The organism is Labrys sp. KB_33_2, from assembly GCF_052114505.1.
GTDB lineage: Bacteria > Pseudomonadota > Alphaproteobacteria > Rhizobiales > Labraceae > Labrys.
In genome coordinates this window covers 46628-61223 of sequence record NZ_JBFREW010000025.1, presented here as the reverse complement: position 1 = coordinate 61223, position 14596 = coordinate 46628, and the positions used below count along the sequence as shown (strand labels likewise).

General features: G+C 66.0%; 12 protein-coding genes. 7 read left to right on the top strand and 5 right to left on the bottom strand.

Annotated elements, in window-relative coordinates; genetic code table 11:
* Window positions 1-44: 44 nt before the first annotated feature.
* The 5 genes from AB4037_RS31515 to AB4037_RS31495 all read left to right on the top strand — a co-directional run bounded on the left by AB4037_RS31515 (window position 45) and on the right by AB4037_RS31495 (window position 6463).
* Complete coding sequence (locus AB4037_RS31515; RefSeq protein WP_441774226.1) at window positions 45-1319, top strand: glycosyltransferase family protein; 1275 nt, start codon at window positions 45-47, stop codon at window positions 1317-1319.
* Between the two features lie 77 nt (window positions 1320-1396).
* Window positions 1397-2695, top strand: coding sequence for a glycosyltransferase family 4 protein (locus tag AB4037_RS31510; protein WP_441774225.1), 1299 nt, complete (start codon window positions 1397-1399; stop codon window positions 2693-2695).
* Window positions 2692-3174 (top strand): class I SAM-dependent methyltransferase, encoded by a 483-nt coding sequence (locus AB4037_RS31505; protein ID WP_441774224.1) that lies wholly within the window; start codon window positions 2692-2694, stop codon window positions 3172-3174. Before AB4037_RS31510 ends, AB4037_RS31505 begins: the two co-directional genes overlap by 4 nt.
* 104 nt (window positions 3175-3278) lie before the next feature.
* Window positions 3279-4445: a 2Fe-2S iron-sulfur cluster-binding protein gene (locus tag AB4037_RS31500; protein WP_441774223.1), complete on the top strand. Its 1167-nt coding sequence runs from the start codon at window positions 3279-3281 to the stop codon at window positions 4443-4445.
* Entirely contained in the window at window positions 4442-6463 is a 2022-nt protein-coding gene (locus AB4037_RS31495; RefSeq protein ID WP_441774222.1) for a mechanosensitive ion channel domain-containing protein, read from the top strand. Before AB4037_RS31500 ends, AB4037_RS31495 begins: the two co-directional genes overlap by 4 nt.
* Before the next feature lie 39 nt (window positions 6464-6502).
* On the opposite strand, the gene AB4037_RS31490 is transcribed toward AB4037_RS31495, so the two are convergent.
* From AB4037_RS31490 to AB4037_RS31475, 4 genes are all read right to left on the bottom strand, one after another.
* Window positions 6503-7120: a class I SAM-dependent methyltransferase gene (locus AB4037_RS31490; protein WP_441774221.1), complete on the bottom strand. Its 618-nt coding sequence runs from the start codon at window positions 7118-7120 to the stop codon at window positions 6503-6505.
* On the bottom strand, window positions 7090-8058 hold the full coding sequence (locus AB4037_RS31485) for an SDR family oxidoreductase (RefSeq protein ID WP_441774220.1): 969 nt from the start codon (window positions 8056-8058) through the stop codon (window positions 7090-7092). The genes AB4037_RS31490 and AB4037_RS31485 overlap by 31 nt, the downstream gene beginning before the upstream one ends.
* A gap of 13 nt (window positions 8059-8071) precedes the next feature.
* On the bottom strand, window positions 8072-8761 hold the full coding sequence (locus tag AB4037_RS31480; protein ID WP_434959089.1) for an SDR family NAD(P)-dependent oxidoreductase: 690 nt from the start codon (window positions 8759-8761) through the stop codon (window positions 8072-8074).
* A gap of 80 nt (window positions 8762-8841) precedes the next feature.
* Window positions 8842-9411 (bottom strand): TetR/AcrR family transcriptional regulator, encoded by a 570-nt coding sequence (locus AB4037_RS31475; protein ID WP_434959090.1) that lies wholly within the window; start codon window positions 9409-9411, stop codon window positions 8842-8844.
* 300 nt (window positions 9412-9711) lie between these two features.
* Between AB4037_RS31475 and AB4037_RS31470 the strand changes: the two genes are divergently transcribed.
* Window positions 9712-12348, top strand: a complete 2637-nt coding sequence (locus AB4037_RS31470; RefSeq protein WP_441774219.1) for an ATP-binding protein — start codon at window positions 9712-9714, stop codon at window positions 12346-12348.
* A complete protein-coding gene (locus AB4037_RS31465; RefSeq protein WP_441774218.1) occupies window positions 12345-13553 on the top strand; it encodes a response regulator in 1209 nt (402 codons plus the stop codon). Before AB4037_RS31470 ends, AB4037_RS31465 begins: the two co-directional genes overlap by 4 nt.
* 15 nt (window positions 13554-13568) lie before the next feature.
* Here the strand turns inward: AB4037_RS31465 and AB4037_RS31460 are convergent, their stop codons facing one another.
* Window positions 13569-14306: a response regulator gene (locus AB4037_RS31460; protein WP_434959093.1), complete on the bottom strand. Its 738-nt coding sequence runs from the start codon at window positions 14304-14306 to the stop codon at window positions 13569-13571.
* Between the last annotated feature and the right edge of the window lie 290 nt (window positions 14307-14596).

Here is a 14596-nt window from a genome sequence, read left to right as displayed (position 1 = left end):
TTAATGCGTAGAGCATCCAGCAAAGGCTCGGGGGGCTAGTCGTCATGTTGCATCAGCCCGGGCCGGGAATATCCCGTCGCGCGCAACGCAGCTCCGGCGGCCCGCGCGTGATGATCTACAGCCATGATACTTTTGGCCTTGGCCATCTCAGGCGCTCGCGCGCCATCGCCAACCGCCTGGTCGAACGCCACCCCGACGCCTCGATCGTCATCATCTCCGGCTCCCCGGTGATCGGCAGCTTCGAATTCGGCGACGGGGTCGACTATGTACGCGTGCCTGGCGTGGTCAAGCATGCCGATGGCAACTACACCACCCTCAGCCTCAACCTGTCGCTCGACGAAGCGGTGGCGATGCGCGAGGGTATCATCCTGCAGACAGCCCGCGCATTGAAGCCGGACCTGGTGATCGTCGACAAGGAGCCGACCGGTTTCCGCGGCGAATTGCTGCCGGCGCTCGAGGAACTGCACCGGGCCGGGGCCCGTATCGTACTCGGTGTGCGCGACGTGATGGACGACCCTTCGGTGCTGGCGCCGGAATGGGAGCGCAAGGGCGCCGTCGATGCGCTGGCGCGCTATTACGACGACGTCTGGGTCTACGGCCTGCGCGAGATCTACGAACCGCTGGCCGGGCTTGACCTGCCCGAGCATGTCCGTCGGCGCATCGTCTATACCGGTTTCCTGCGCCGCGAACTGCCGCCTCAGCCGCAATTGATCCGCTATCCCAAGCTGACCAAGGGCCCCTTCGTGCTGGTCACCACCGGCGGTGGCGGCGACGGGCATGAACTGGTCGACTGGGTGCTGTCGGCCTATGAGCGCGATCCCGGCATTCCGACCCCCGCTCTGCTGGTGTTCGGGCCGTTCGTCGCCCGCGACCGCCGTGGCCCCTTCATGGAACGCATCGCCCGCCTGCCCAACGTCGATGCCATCACCTTCGACGCCAAGATCGAGCATCTGATGGTGAAGGCCCAGGGCATCGTCTCGATGGGCGGCTACAACACCTTCTGCGAGATCCTCTCGCTCGACAAACGGGCATTGATCGTGCCGCGCACCACGCCCCGGCGCGAGCAGACGATCCGCGCCGAGCACGCCACCCGCCTCGGGCTCGTCTCCATGCTGGACGGCAACAACCTCAATCCCGGCGCCCGCCGCGATCCGCTGGAGATGGCGCAGGCCATCCGCAACCTGCCCGACCAGCCCCTGCCGTCCAAGGCATTCCTGCCCCATCTGCTTGATGGCCTCGACCGCATCGAGCAATTGGCGACACCCTGGTTCGAGGCCAGGTCAGGCGCGGTCCCGCTGGGGCGCGTTGCTGGAACCTGACCATTTCCCGGGCGCTCGAGAAAAGTCCCTGCTAAAGCGAGCAGTTACCAACAAAGCTTTTCCGTGACCGGATCTTGATGTCATCAACCCGCACTCCCATTGCCATCGTCGTCAAGGGCTATCCCCGCCTGTCAGAGACCTTCATCGCCCAGGAGGTCCTGGCGCTGGAGCAGGCGGGCTTCGCCTTCGAGATCTGGTCGCTGCGCCAGCCGACGGACGGGGCCGTGCACATGCTGAACCGGCAGATCAAGGCCCGGCCGGTCTACCTGCCCGAATATCTGCACCAGGCCCCGCTGCGGGTGCTGGCGGGGGCGATCAGCGCCCTCAAGCGTCCCAGGCTCTTCAAGCTGATGGGGCTGTTCGCGCGCGATCTCAGGCGCGATTTCAGCGCGAGCCGGGGCCGCCGCCTCGGCCAGGCCCTGGTGATGGCGCGCGAGCTTGATCCGGCTGTCAGCCATATCCATGTGCATTTCCTGCACACGCCGGCCTCGGTGGCGCGCTACGCCGCCTTGCTCACCGGGCGGACCTTCAGCTTCTCGGCGCATGCCAAGGACATCTGGACCACCACCGATTGGGAGAAGCGCGAAAAGATCGCCGACAGCCTATGGGGTGTCACCTGCACGCGTGGTGGCGTCGAGGCCTTGCAGAGACTGGCGCCGGCTGGGGATCCCGAGCGTGTCAGCCTGCTCTATCACGGGCTCGATCTCGGCCGCTTCCCGCTGCCGCCGGCCGTGCGCCCACCCCGCGACGGCAGCAGCGCCGAGGCGCCGGTGGAGATCGTCACGGTCGGGCGCGCGGTGGCCAAGAAGGGGTTCGACGATCTGCTCGCGGCACTGGGGCGGTTGCCTCCGAGCCTCCATTGGCGCCTCACCCATATTGGCGGCGGCGAGCTGCGCAAGGCGCTGCAGGCCCAGGCCGAGAGCCTTGGCCTGTCCAACCGAATCACCTGGCGGGGGGCGCTGGCGCAAAGCGATGTGATCGAGGCCCTGCGCATGGCCGATCTGTTCGTGCTGCCCTGCAAGGAAGGCGAGGGCGGCGACCGCGACGGACTGCCCAATGTGATCATGGAGGCGGCGACCCAGGCTCTGCCGATCCTCTCCACGCGTTTTGCCGGCGTGCCGGAATTCGTGCGCGAGGGCGAGGAAGGGCTGCTGGTGCCGCCGAGCGATCCGGCAGCCCTCGCCGAAGGGTTGCGTTCCCTGGCCGAAGATCCCGTCTTGCGCCATCGCCTGGGAGCCGGCGCTTATCGGCGGGTGCGCGAAGCCTTCTCCTTCGAAGCCGGCATTGCGGCGCTCGCCGGCAAGTTCGACGCGGTGCTGGCCGGACAAGGCGCGGCCGTGGTGTCGGCACCGACCCTGGCGGAGCAGGGGTCGTGAGTCGCCTCGACAGTTTCATCCGCCGGGTCAGCGCCCAGCGCGACGTGCTCGACCATGTCTGCGGCCTGATCGACGGGCTGCCCGGCCCGGTGCTCGAACTTGGGCTCGGCAATGGGCGGACCTTCGATCATCTGCGCGAGAGACTGTCAGGCCATCGTATCATCGCCTTCGACCGAGCCCTCGGTGCGCATAAGAGCTCGGTGCCGCCTGAGGACGATCTCGTGCTCGGCGAAATCCGCGAGACCGCTGCCCGCTTCACCGGCATTGGCGCGGCGCTGGTGCATGCCGATATCGAAACCAATTATGCCGAAGTCGACGCCGAGACGATGCGCTGGCTGCCGCCTTTGGCCGCCGGCCTGCTGCAGCCCGGCGGCGTCGTCGCCAGCGGCCTGCCATTGCGGCATTCCGCGCTCCAGCATCTCGATCCGCCGGCCGACGTGCCGGCCGGGCGCTATTTCCTCTATCGGCGCACCGTGTAGGGACGCCTGGAAGCACGAGCGTCTTCGTCCGCTACCGGGATCATTGAATCTTACGAATTTCGTAGGATGATCGCGGCAATGAACTCAAGCGGCAGGCGGGTCCCTTGTCGGCGCTTCCCCTTTCCCAGCGTATGCGCTCGCTCCAGCGTCGGCTGCGGCTCCTCGCCGGACTGGTGCTGCTCGTCTTCGTGACGATGCATCTCGTCAACGCTGCCCTCGGCCTGATGTCCATCGAGGCCATGGAACAGGCCAAGCCGTTTCTGCAACTGCCCTGGCGCACCATGCCGGGCCTGGTGCTGCTGTCGGCCGCGGCCCTGGTGCATGGCGTTCTCGGCCTCATGGCGATTGCCGGACGACGGAGCCTGGCTTTGTCGCGCACGGACTGGCTGCAGATCGTTCTGGGCCTGTTCGCCACCCCCCTTTTGATCAATCATATCCTGTTCGCGCAGGTGTTCAGCCTGATCGACGCCGGGTTCAAACCCGATTTCGGCCTGGTGCTGGCAGCCTATTGGCATTTCGCGCCCGCCAATGCGCTGCTGCAGGTGCTCGCCGTGGTGGTGGTCTGGGTGCATGGCGCGGTAGGGCTCTATACCTGGCTGGTGCTCAAGCCGATCTGGCGGCGCCTCGGCCTGATCCTGACGCCGCTGTTCTTCATCCTGCCCGTGGCCGCCCTGCTCGGCTTCGTACAGGGCGGCAAGGATGCCATGGCCAGGCTTGCCGCCGAGCCCGAATGGCAGGCAGCGATCGCCGCCAGTATGGCGCGTTTCGGTCATGCCGAGGCTGAGATCGGCGCCATCCGCAATACGACCCTGCTGGCCTATGTCGCCCTGGTGTTGCTGGCCTGCGGCGTGATGGTGAGGCGCGTGCTGGGGAATCGGCAGCAGGTGGTCAGCGTGCACTATGACGGAGATCTTCTCGGCCAGGGGCGGCCCGGCCTTTCCCTGCTCGAGATCAGCCTGTCCAGCGGCATTCCCCATGCCCATGTCTGCGGCGGCCGGGGCCGGTGCGGAACCTGCCTGGTCGCCGTGGACGAGGGGACGGCCAATCTATCGCCGATCGGTGCCGACGAACGGGCGACGCTGGCGCGCATCAAGGCAGGCGCCGGCCAGCGCCTGGCCTGCCAGGCCCGATTGCTGGGCGAGTCCGTTTCGATCAGCCGCCTGCACCCGGCCTATGCCGACGTCACCGCTGCGCGCGATCCCGCCGGCTGGGTGGCAGCTTCGGCCGGCGGAGCCATATCGCAGACCTTGCCATCGCAGGCCGTGCCATGAGCAAACGCAGCATCGTCGCCTTCCTGGCATGCGCTTCGGCCGCCGGCTTGGCCCTGCAGCGGGCGCAGGCGGAAACCCTCGGCACCGCCGCGCTGATCCAGGACCAGACGGTCCAGCAGGGGCAGCTTTCGGCCTTCGTGGCCACTTTGCTGCAGGCCGCCAAGCATCGCCTCTCGGGCATCGCCAACAGCCTGGCTCTGGCGCCCGGCGAGTTCGCGCGCCTTGTCTCGGAAGTCTCCACCGCGATGCCGACCGGCAACGGCATCGTCACTCTGACCTATGGCCTCATCCTGGTCATCGTCGGGGCGGGGGCCGAATGGCTCTATTGGACCTATGCCACGCCGGCGGTGATCGCGCTGGAGGCGGCCGCCCTCACGAGCCGCCGGGAGGCATTCAGCCTCGCCATGCGGCGTCTCGCCTTGCGTGCTTTCGGCCTGGTCCTGTTCGTGGTGGCCATTGTCGGCGCCGCCGCCTATTTCGACTGGCCGGCCGGCTTCGACGGCTTCGTGATCGCCTCGATCCTGCTCATCGTGTTCGTGCGCCTGGCCTGGCTCGTGGCTGACGTCATCGCCGCGCCCGGCCATCCGCAATTGCGGCTCGGCGACATCGATCCCGCCCATGCGCAGCGCTTCGTGGCCAGCTTTGTCGGCATGGCCTTCCTGCTCGCCCTCAGCCATCTCCTGCCCGAACTCCTGGAATATGTCGCTGGCGCGCCCCACGCGGCCTCGGCCGTCCGGGTGATATCAGCCACCCTGATCACGCTCATCGTGCTGGTCGCCGTTCTGACGGGGCTGAGACGGGGACGGGCCGCCGCCAGGGCGAGTGGCCGCCTGCCGCGCTTTCCCTATGGCTTCCTCGCGGCCGCGCTGATCCTCGGCATTTACGGCGTCTGGCTGGCGGCGGGCAGCCCACTCGCGACGCTGTTGGCGATCCTGGTCATCGTCGCGGCGGTGCAGGCGTGGCTGCGGCGCTGGGTGTTCTTCTACTGGCCCGAGGAGGTGACGCCCGACGGCAGCACGATCGGCGCCGGCCTCATCCCGAACATCGTGCTGTCCATGTCGCGTTATGTCGTGGTGCTGCTCGGCATCGGCGCCGCCCTCATCGCCCTGGATGCGCCGATGCGCAACATGGCCGGGGGCGACAGCCCGCTGATGCGCTTCGTGCTGCATCTGCTCGGTGTCGCCGGCTTGGCGCTCGTCATCAATGTCGGCTGGGTCGCCATCCGCGAATTGATCGACCGGCGCCTGCGCGCCATCGGGCCTTTCGATCCCCATGCGGAGCCCGGCCCCAATGCGCGCCTGCGCACCCTGCTGCCGCTGCTGCGCATGACCAGCGCCATCGTCCTGCTGGTGCTTCTGGTGCTCTCCGCCCTGTGGACCCTGGGCATCGAGATCACGCCGCTGCTGGCCGGAGCCGGCGTGCTCGGCCTCGCCGTCGGTTTCGGGGCCCAGGCGCTGGTGCGCGACATCATCGCCGGCATCTTCTACCTGGTCGAGGACGTCTTCCGCATCGGCGAATATATCGAGAGTGGCTCGAGCACCAAGGGCACGGTGGAGCGCATCACCTTGCGTACCGTGGCGCTGCGCCACCACAACGGCCCCTTGCATTTCGTGCCCTATGGCTCGCTCGGCACGGTGCGCAATAATTCCCGCGACTGGGTGATCGAGAAGTTCAACCTGCCATTGCCCGTGGCCGTGGATTCCGAACAGGTCCGCAAGATCATCAAGAAGGTGGGCGAGGGCATGCAGGCCGATCCCGATATCGGCCCGCTGATACGCGAGCCGCTGAAAGCCAAGCTCTATCGCATCGATCCCGGCATCAAGATCTTCCGTTGCAAGTTCCAGACCGCACCGGGCAAGCAGTTCGATGTTCGGGCCGAGGCCTTCAAGCGCATCGAGACCGCTCTCAAGGCCGCTGGTATCTCTTTCGCCGACGGCCTGCAGACGGTGGTAATCCCGGGATCACAAGCATTCCCGGGAACACAGGTGTTCCCGGGCGGACAGCCGGCCGTCGCCTGAGGGTTCAGCTCTTCAGACTCCGCCTCTGCAGCATTTTGTTCAAAAGCGCTTTGCCCTCGTGATCCGGTAGACGGCGGCGGGCGGCAGGTTCCAGAAGGCGCCGCCGATGCGCTCGGCCTGCAGGCCGAGCTCTGCGAGGACGGCGCGGGGAACGGGGCAGCGCGGCCCATAGGTGAACTGGTAGAAGGCTCCGTCCGGACGCAGATAATGGAAGGCGCCTGATACGATGTCCGCCACCTTGTCCGGCGGCATCGAAAGCAGCGGCAGGCCGCTGACCACGGCGCCGACGGGGCTGCCCAGGAACAGCGCATGCTGGGCGAGATGAGCGGCGTCCATCGATACGACTCGAGCCCGCGGAAAGCGGTTTCCCAGCATGCGGGCGAAATCGGCGCCGAACTCGATCAGCGTCAGGTCGCTTTCGGCGACGCCGCGCGCCAGCAAGGCGCGGGTGAACACGCCGGTGCCGGGCCCGAGTTCCAGCACGGGACCGTGTGCCGGTGAGATCTCTCGGGTCATCACTCGGGCTAGCGCGTCGCTGGAGGGGGCTACGGCGGCCACGCGCAGCGGGTTCGTCACCCAGGCGCGGAAGAAACGGGAGAAATCGGCACAGGACGTGCCCGGATCGGTCAAACGAAGCTCGGCTGATGGTTCGGCCATGTCACACCTGTCAGTTCTTCGGAAATGGTCCAGAGGCGGGCTGCTAGGGTCGGGTCGCGGGCCTTGTCGCCGATCCTGGCGTCCCCGACCGGCCCCTTGAGTTCGAACATGTTCTGTGGGCCGTAATAGCCTGATGGCCTGGCCTCGGGCGATGTCGCCGCGAACAGCGTCGGCAGCGCGCCTTCGGCGGCAGTTTGGGACATCAGCGGTTGCATCAGCCGGGTCAGCCACGCCATTGGATGGGGCCTGTTACGGCCGAGGCGCGGACCGCTGCTCTGCAGATCCGTGACGGCATAGCCGGGGTGGGCGGCATTGCTGATCAGGCCCCAGCCGAAGGCGTCGCTACGCCGCTGCAACTCGAAGGCGAAGAGGATCATGGCGAGCTTGGACTGGGCGTAGGCCCGCCAGGGTTTGTAGCTTGTACGCCATTGCAGATCGTCGAAGTGGATATCCGCCAGCAGTCGGTGTGCCCCACTGCTGAGATTGACGATGCGAGGGGCCCTGCCCCGGCGCAGCAGGGGCAACAGCCGGCCCGTAAGAGCGAAATGGCTGAGATAATTGGTACCGAATTGCAGCTCGAAACCATCCCGGGTCTCGTGCCGGACGGGTGGTGTCATCACGCCGGCATTGTTGACGAGGAGATCCAGCCCCTCCTGCTCATCGTCCAGGCGATCGGCAAAGGCGGCAACCGCACCGAGATCCGCGAGGTCGAGGTCGGCGTAACGGATGATGGCGGTGGGGCATCGAGCGCGGATACGCGCGAGGTCCTGCTGCCCCTTGGCCGGATTGCGGCCGGTCAGCAGGACCTCGGCGCCCGCCTGCGCCAAGGCCAGGGCCGTCTCGTAGCCGAGGCCGCCGGTCGCGCCGGTAATCAGCACACGCCGGCCCCGCTGGGGCGGCACGTCGCGCGTGGTCCAAGACCCGTTGGTTGTGCTCATGATTGTCAAGCCCTCAGCAAAGCTGGGAATTGGGCGCGGGCGAAACCGGTCGGCGCGCCGAGGCGGCCCATTCGGCTGCCGTGCTCCGCCGGCCGGTTTCGGGCTGGCGGAAGGCCTGAAACGCTCCGCCACCGAGCATGAGGCGGCGCGGCGACTCCTGGCGACCGGAAAGCTCCACCACCAGCCAGGCAATCTCGTCGGGGGCGTCCGGCTGCAAGGCGGTAACCTTGATACCGAAGGGCCCGACGTCTCGGGCCAGAGCCGCGGTAAAGCCGGGTGTGGCGACGCGTCCGCCGAGGGAGGAGATATTGATGATATGGCCGGCCCGCTGGTTGCGCATCACCGGCAGGGCGGCCCGGATCAGATTGACCGTGCCGAGGAAATTGGTCTCGCTTCGGGCAGCGAGACCCTCGTCGCCGGCCTGCGCGAGGGGCGTCGGATGAGCGTAGCCGGCCGTGTTGACCAGCACGTCGAGGCCGCCATAGGCAGCTTCAGCGACCATGACGGCGCGATGGGCATGGGCCGGATTAGTGACGTCGAGCGCTGGATTGAGCAACCTGTCGCCATAACGTTCCCTGAGATCGGCAAGGCGCTCCGGATCGCGCGCCGTCGCCACCACCTTATTGCCTGCGGCCAGCGCCGCTTCGAGGATCGAACGCCCCAGCCCGCGGCCGGCACCCGTGATCAGCCAGATCTTAGACATGGTTCACTTCCCGTTTCGGTGAATAAAGAGTGTGTGCTCACTCATTTAACGTGTAAAAGAGTTCTGTGAGTAAGGTCGCCTTAGCTGCCCAGGCCGCCCCAGAAGATCTGGAAGCCGGCCTGCTTGTAGGCTTCCCGCCCATCCGGATCCCGCGCGGTGAATTCCAGGGTCGTCTCTGCGAGCGCCTCAAACGCGGCGCTCAGGAAAGCCATCGGCTGATCCCGGAGCGGGCCCAGCGCGTGGGCCTGTTCGAAAGCAGCGCTGACGTCACGAAAGGCTGCGTGGCCTGCCTGCCTGCTGGCCGGTGTGATGCGCTCGGATACGCCGAGTTGGCGCATGGCCTTGCGTTTCACCGGATATTTCGCGCCCCAGTCGATCCAGTGGCTCCAGATGTGCCAGGCACGCTCCCTTATGCTGGCATCGGGGGCGAAGCCCTGCATGATGGACCCGCCGAGTTCGGTCTTGAGGGTGAGATAGAGCTGGTTGAGCAACTCGTCCTTATTGGCGAAATATTTGAACAGCGTGCCCTCGGCGATCTCCGCGCCCTGGGCGATCTTCGCCGTCGGTGCACCGATCCCCATGGCCGCCACCAGCCTGGTGGCGGATACCAGGATCGCCTGGCGCTTTGCTTCGCTGAGAGGGCGGGCCACGGTTCGGTTTCATTTGAGTGAGTACATACTCATTTATAGAGATCCGAACGGATTCCGTCAAGATCGAAGATGCCGAGCGTTGGCTTGCAGTCTCGATAGGGGCGGACCACAATGCCGCCGCCAAGGGGCAACGCTGTCGGAGCGAAGAAGATTCGGCCGCTTCAATCGGGGTCACACCGGGATTTGCGGACCGTATCAGGCCTGGAACCGCGATAGGATGGCGGTGTCCGGACCGGGAGGGGATTGGATGCCAGTCGAGGTTTGCCTGAGGCGCATGCGTCCTATCGGGCGAGGTGGCTAGTGGACATTCCGCGCCTGCCCGCCTTGCGATCCTACCATTCCTGGATCGCCAACGAGACCCTGGAGGACTATTCGCTGCGCTATGCGGCCAGGTCCTTCCGGCGCTGGTCCCCTTTTGTCATCGCCAATACGGCGCTTGGCGGCATCTCCTTCCTGGCGCTGGAGGCGATCGGCGGCACCATCACGCTCAGCTATGGTTTCGCCAACGCCTTTCCGGCCATCCTGGTCACCTGCCTGTTCGTGTTCGTGACCAGCCTGCCGATCGCCTATTATTCGAGCCGCTACAACATCGACATGGACCTGCTCACCCGTGGGGCTGGCTTCGGCTATATCGGCTCGACCATCACCTCGCTGATCTACGCCACCTTCACCTTCATCTTCTTCGCCCTCGAAGGGGCGATCATGGCACAGGCGCTGAAGCTCTTCGCCAATGTGCCGCTGGTGCTGGGCTACATCATCTCCTCGCTGGTGATCATCCCGATCACCTTCATGGGCGTTACCATGATCTCGAAGCTGCAGATGATCACCCAGCCCGTCTGGATCGTCCTGCACCTGCTTCCCTTCGTCTATATCGCCATCGGCCATCCCGGCACGCTCGGCGAATGGGTCGCCTTCGCTGGCAGCGCGGCAGGCGGCGGGGGCTTCAACCTCCTCGCCTTCGGTTCTGCCATCGGCGTGCTTGGTGCCTTGTCGATCCAGATCGGCGAGCAGGTCGACTTCCTGCGCTTCCTGCCGGACAAGACGGAAGAAAATCGCTGGCGTTGGTGGACGGCGGTGATCGCGGCGGGGCCAGGCTGGATCGTGGTCGGCGGCTTCAAGATCCTGTGCGGCAGCTTCCTGGCCGTGCTGGTGGTCAGCTCGGGCCTGTCGCAGGCGACCGCTCTCGAGCCCGTTCACATGTATATCAAGGCCTATGAGTATGTGAGCGCCGATAGCGCCGTGGTGCTGGCGGTCGCCGTGGTGTTCGTGCTGATCTCGCAGGTCAAGATCAACGTCACCAACGCCTATGCCGGCTCGCTCGCCTGGTCGAACTTCTTTTCGCGAGTCACCCACTACCATCCCGGACGGGTGGTCTGGCTGGTCTTCAACATCCTGATCTCGCTCCTGCTGATGCTGCTCGGCATCTTCCAGACCCTGGCGCTGGTGCTGGCCGTCTATTCCATCATCGCCTCGGCCTGGATCGGCTCGATCTTCGCGGACCTCGCCATCCTCAAGCCGCTCAAGATCAGCCCGCCCTTCACCGAGTTCAAACGGGCCTATCTCCACAATTTCAACCCGGTCGGCTGCGGCTCGATGGCGCTCGCCTCCATCGTCGCCGTGCTCTGCTTTGTCGGCAGCTTCGGAGCATTGGCGGAAGCCTATGCGGCGCCGATCGCCTTCTTCACCGCCCTTACCAGCGCAGTACTCATCGGTGTGGCGACTGGGGGGCGTTATTATCTCGCACGTCCGCGGGAGGAAGTGGCTGCTCGCCGGCAGGCTATCGTCAAATGCGAGATCTGCGGGCTCGACTATGAGCGCCCGGACATGGTGCATTGCACCTTCTACGATCGGCCGATCTGCTCGCTGTGCTGCAGCCTGGATTCGCATTGCCATGATGTCTGCAAATCGCCCGGCGGCGTGTTGGAGGATTCGCGCTCGCGCTATTTCGGGCGCACGCTGATCGGCAAGATCGCCCCGCATATGGGCCAGCGCCTGCTCAAGGTCGGGGGAGTGGGGTTCGCGTTGACCATCGTTACCGCAGCCGTGTTCCTGCTCACCTATCGCCTGATCGAACCCGGCGCCGAGGAGCCGCATCTCGACAGCGGCGCCCTGCTGCTCCGGGTCTTCCTGGCTCTCCTCCCCCTGCTTGGCATCGGCGCCTGGTGGATCGTGCTCTCGCACGAAAGCCGCGAGCTTGCCGAGCGTGACCTGGTCGCTTCGCTGGAGCGCCTGCACCAGGCTCAACAGGAGCTGGCGAGCAATGAGCGCCTGGCCGCGATCGGCCAGATGACGGCCACGGTGAGCCATGAATTGCGCAACCCGCTCGGTACGCTGGTGACCTCGGCGGATGTGCTCAGGCGTTCGCTGCGCGACGCCGGCGAGCCGGTAATGGGCGAACTGCAACGCCTGCAGCGCAATGCCTGGCGTTGCGTGCGCATCATCGAGGACCTGCTCGATTTCTCGCGTAAGCGGCCGCTGGTGCTCGCGCCCGTCGCCATCGATGCCTGGGTCCGCCAGCAGGCCGGCGAGCAGGATGCGGCCACCCGCGCTCTGATCACCCTCGATCTCGAGGCCGATTGCGCCGTGCCGGCGGATGCCGAGCGGCTGCGCCAGGCTTTTTCCAATGTGCTCGTCAATGCGGTGCAGGCCTGCGAGGGCAAGGTGCAGGACGAGGGTGCCATCACCATCGCCACGCGCCGGGAAGGGGATCGGGTGGTGCTTGGTATTGCCGACAAGGGCAGCGGCATGTCCCCGGAGGTGGCTGTTCGTATCTTCGAGCCCTTGTTCAGCACCAAGGCCTTCGGCGTCGGGCTCGGCATGCCGCTGGTCAAGCGTATCCTCGAACAGCATGGCGGCGAAGTCAGGGTCGAGAGCGAGGCCGGCGAGGGCACGCTGATATCGCTGGTCCTGCCCTGCATTCCGGCGACCCGGCCATGAAGGACGAGGACAGTGAACTGCCCGCCGACATCATCGGCGCGTCGGGGGCTTCCTCCGGTGGCGAAGAGGCGGATACGCGCTGCGTGCTGATCGTCGACGACGATGTCGATTTCGCTTCCAGCCTTGCTGGCCTGCTGAGCCTGGAAGGCTATCATACCCCGATCGCGCATGATCCGGCGGCGGCCCTGGACATGCTTGCTCGCGAACGTATCGCCGTGGCGCTGGTCGACGTCCGCCTCGGCATCGGCGATGGAGTCGATCTCGTCCGCGCGCTGCGCCAGCGCAATCCCGATCTCGTCTGCGTGATGGTCACGGCCTATGCCTCGATCGAGACGGCGGTGGAGGCTCTCAAGGCGGGCGCCTATGACTACCTCTCCAAGCCCTTCTACACCGAGGAATTGCTGGCGTTGCTCGATCGCTGCTTCGAACGCATCCGCCTGGTGGAGGAGAAGAGCCGGATTGCCGAACGTCTACGCCAGACCCAGCGCCTGGAGGCGATGGGGCAGCTCGCCAGCGGCATCGCCCACGACTTCAATAACATCCTGGCCGTGCTCTATTCCAATCTGCGCTGGCTGCAGGAGCGGCTCGATAGCCAGCCGGAGCTGCACGAACTCGTTGCCGATGCCCTGGATGCCGCGCGGTCCGGCTCGGAGCTGGCGTCGCGCCTGCTGAGCTTCGGGGCGAGGCGCATCGAGGAAACGGCGGTCGTCGCTCTCGGCACGGAATTGCCGCCCTTGATGCGCGTCCTCGATCGCACGCTGGGCGACAAGGTGGCTGTTGTTCTCGAGGTCGCGCCGGATCTCCATCCGGTCGAGATCCCCACCGGCCAGCTCGAATCGAGCCTGCTTAATCTTGCCCTCAATGCCCGCGATGCCATGCCCGAAGGCGGGCGCCTTACCTTTGCAGCCAGTAATATCCTGGTGGCGGCCGAAGACGCGCGCGTGGCCTCTGGCCTGCTGCCGGGTGCCTATGTTCTGCTGTCGGTGACCGATACCGGCCAGGGCATGCCGCTGGCGGTCCGGCGCCGGGCCCTCGAACCTTTGTTCAGCACCAAGCCATCCGGGGAAGGCAACGGCCTAGGCCTTGCGATGGTCGATGCCTTCGTGCGCCAGGCCGGCGGGCGCCTCGGCATCGTCAGCACGCCGGGCGAGGGCACCACGATCAACCTCTATCTGCCGCAGGCGCGGCTGGCAGGCGGGGGATGAGGGGTGCTCACGCGCCTACTCCCGCGCTTCGGCTGCGAACATGTAGCCGACGCCGCGGATGGTCTTGATGTATTGGGCGTCGCGCACATCGTCGCGCAGCTTGCGGCGAATCTTGCCGATCAGCACGTCGATGCTGCGGTCATAGGGCGTCCAGTTGCGATTGGCGACGATGTCGAGGATCTGGTCGCGCGAGAGGATACGCCCGCGCCGCTCGACCAGGGCGGACAGGATCTGGAATTCCTGGCTGGTCAGGCGCACGCGTTCGCCCTGCGGCGAGCAGAGTTCGTAGCGCGAGGGATCGAGCTGCCACCCGGCGAAGCGGATGGCGGGGGAGGCGCTGTGCTCCACCGTTTCGGGCAGGTTTATGCGTCGGGTGAAGCGGCGCAGCACGGTGCGGATGCGGGCCAGCAATTCGCGCGGCTCGAAGGGCTTGGTGATGTAGTCGTCGGCGCCCAGTTCCAGGCAGACCACCTTGTCGATGGTGCTGCTCTTGCCGGAGAGCATGATCACCGGCAGGTCGTATTGGCTGCGCAGCGTGCGCGCCAGGCTCAACCCGTCTTCACCGGCGGGGAAGGTGAGGTCGAGAATCACCAGGTCGAAGCTCTCGTCCGCCATGGCGCGGCGCATGGCCCGCCCCTCATTGGCGCTGGCGGTGGCATAGCCCTCGCTCGACAGGAATTTCTCCAGAAAGCGGCACAGCCGATGATCGTCATCGACCACGAGGATGCGAGGCTTGGCGTCGGCGGCTGGCATGGCGGCAGGATAGTCGCAATGCCGCCTGTGGTCGAGACGGGTAGCGGGACATGGCGGTAGCGTATAGGGCCCTGGCCGGGGTTCTTGTGCCAATTCCGCTGAAAAACCGGGGGGTATGGCCAAGGGACGGTCAATTCGGCGCTTACCTCCGTCTTTCCCGGTTACAAAAAATTACACAAACCGTGGTCGGACGATTCATGGTGGTTACAGGGCGCTCCTAGGCTCCCCCTGCACGAACGGCCCGGCTGCTCCCTTGTGGCGCGGGCACAGAACATCGTGACGGTTCGGCC

Bases quoted from the DNA above. Each gene is read 5' to 3' on its own strand.
- AB4037_RS31515 (WP_441774226.1), top strand. From the start codon at position 45: ATGTTGCATCAGCCCGGGCCGGGAATATCCCGTCGCGCGCAACGCAGC.
- AB4037_RS31510 (WP_441774225.1), top strand. From the start codon at position 1,397: ATGTCATCAACCCGCACTCCCATTGCCATCGTCGTCAAGGGCTATCCC.
- AB4037_RS31495 (WP_441774222.1), top strand. From the start codon at position 4,442: ATGAGCAAACGCAGCATCGTCGCCTTCCTGGCATGCGCTTCGGCCGCC.
- AB4037_RS31490 (WP_441774221.1), bottom strand. From the start codon at position 7,120: ATGGCCGAACCATCAGCCGAGCTTCGTTTGACCGATCCGGGCACGTCC.
- AB4037_RS31485 (WP_441774220.1), bottom strand. From the start codon at position 8,058: ATGAGCACAACCAACGGGTCTTGGACCACGCGCGACGTGCCGCCCCAG.
- AB4037_RS31480 (WP_434959089.1), bottom strand. From the start codon at position 8,761: ATGTCTAAGATCTGGCTGATCACGGGTGCCGGCCGCGGGCTGGGGCGT.
- AB4037_RS31465 (WP_441774218.1), top strand. From the start codon at position 12,345: ATGAAGGACGAGGACAGTGAACTGCCCGCCGACATCATCGGCGCGTCG.
- AB4037_RS31460 (WP_434959093.1), bottom strand. From the start codon at position 14,306: ATGCCAGCCGCCGACGCCAAGCCTCGCATCCTCGTGGTCGATGACGAT.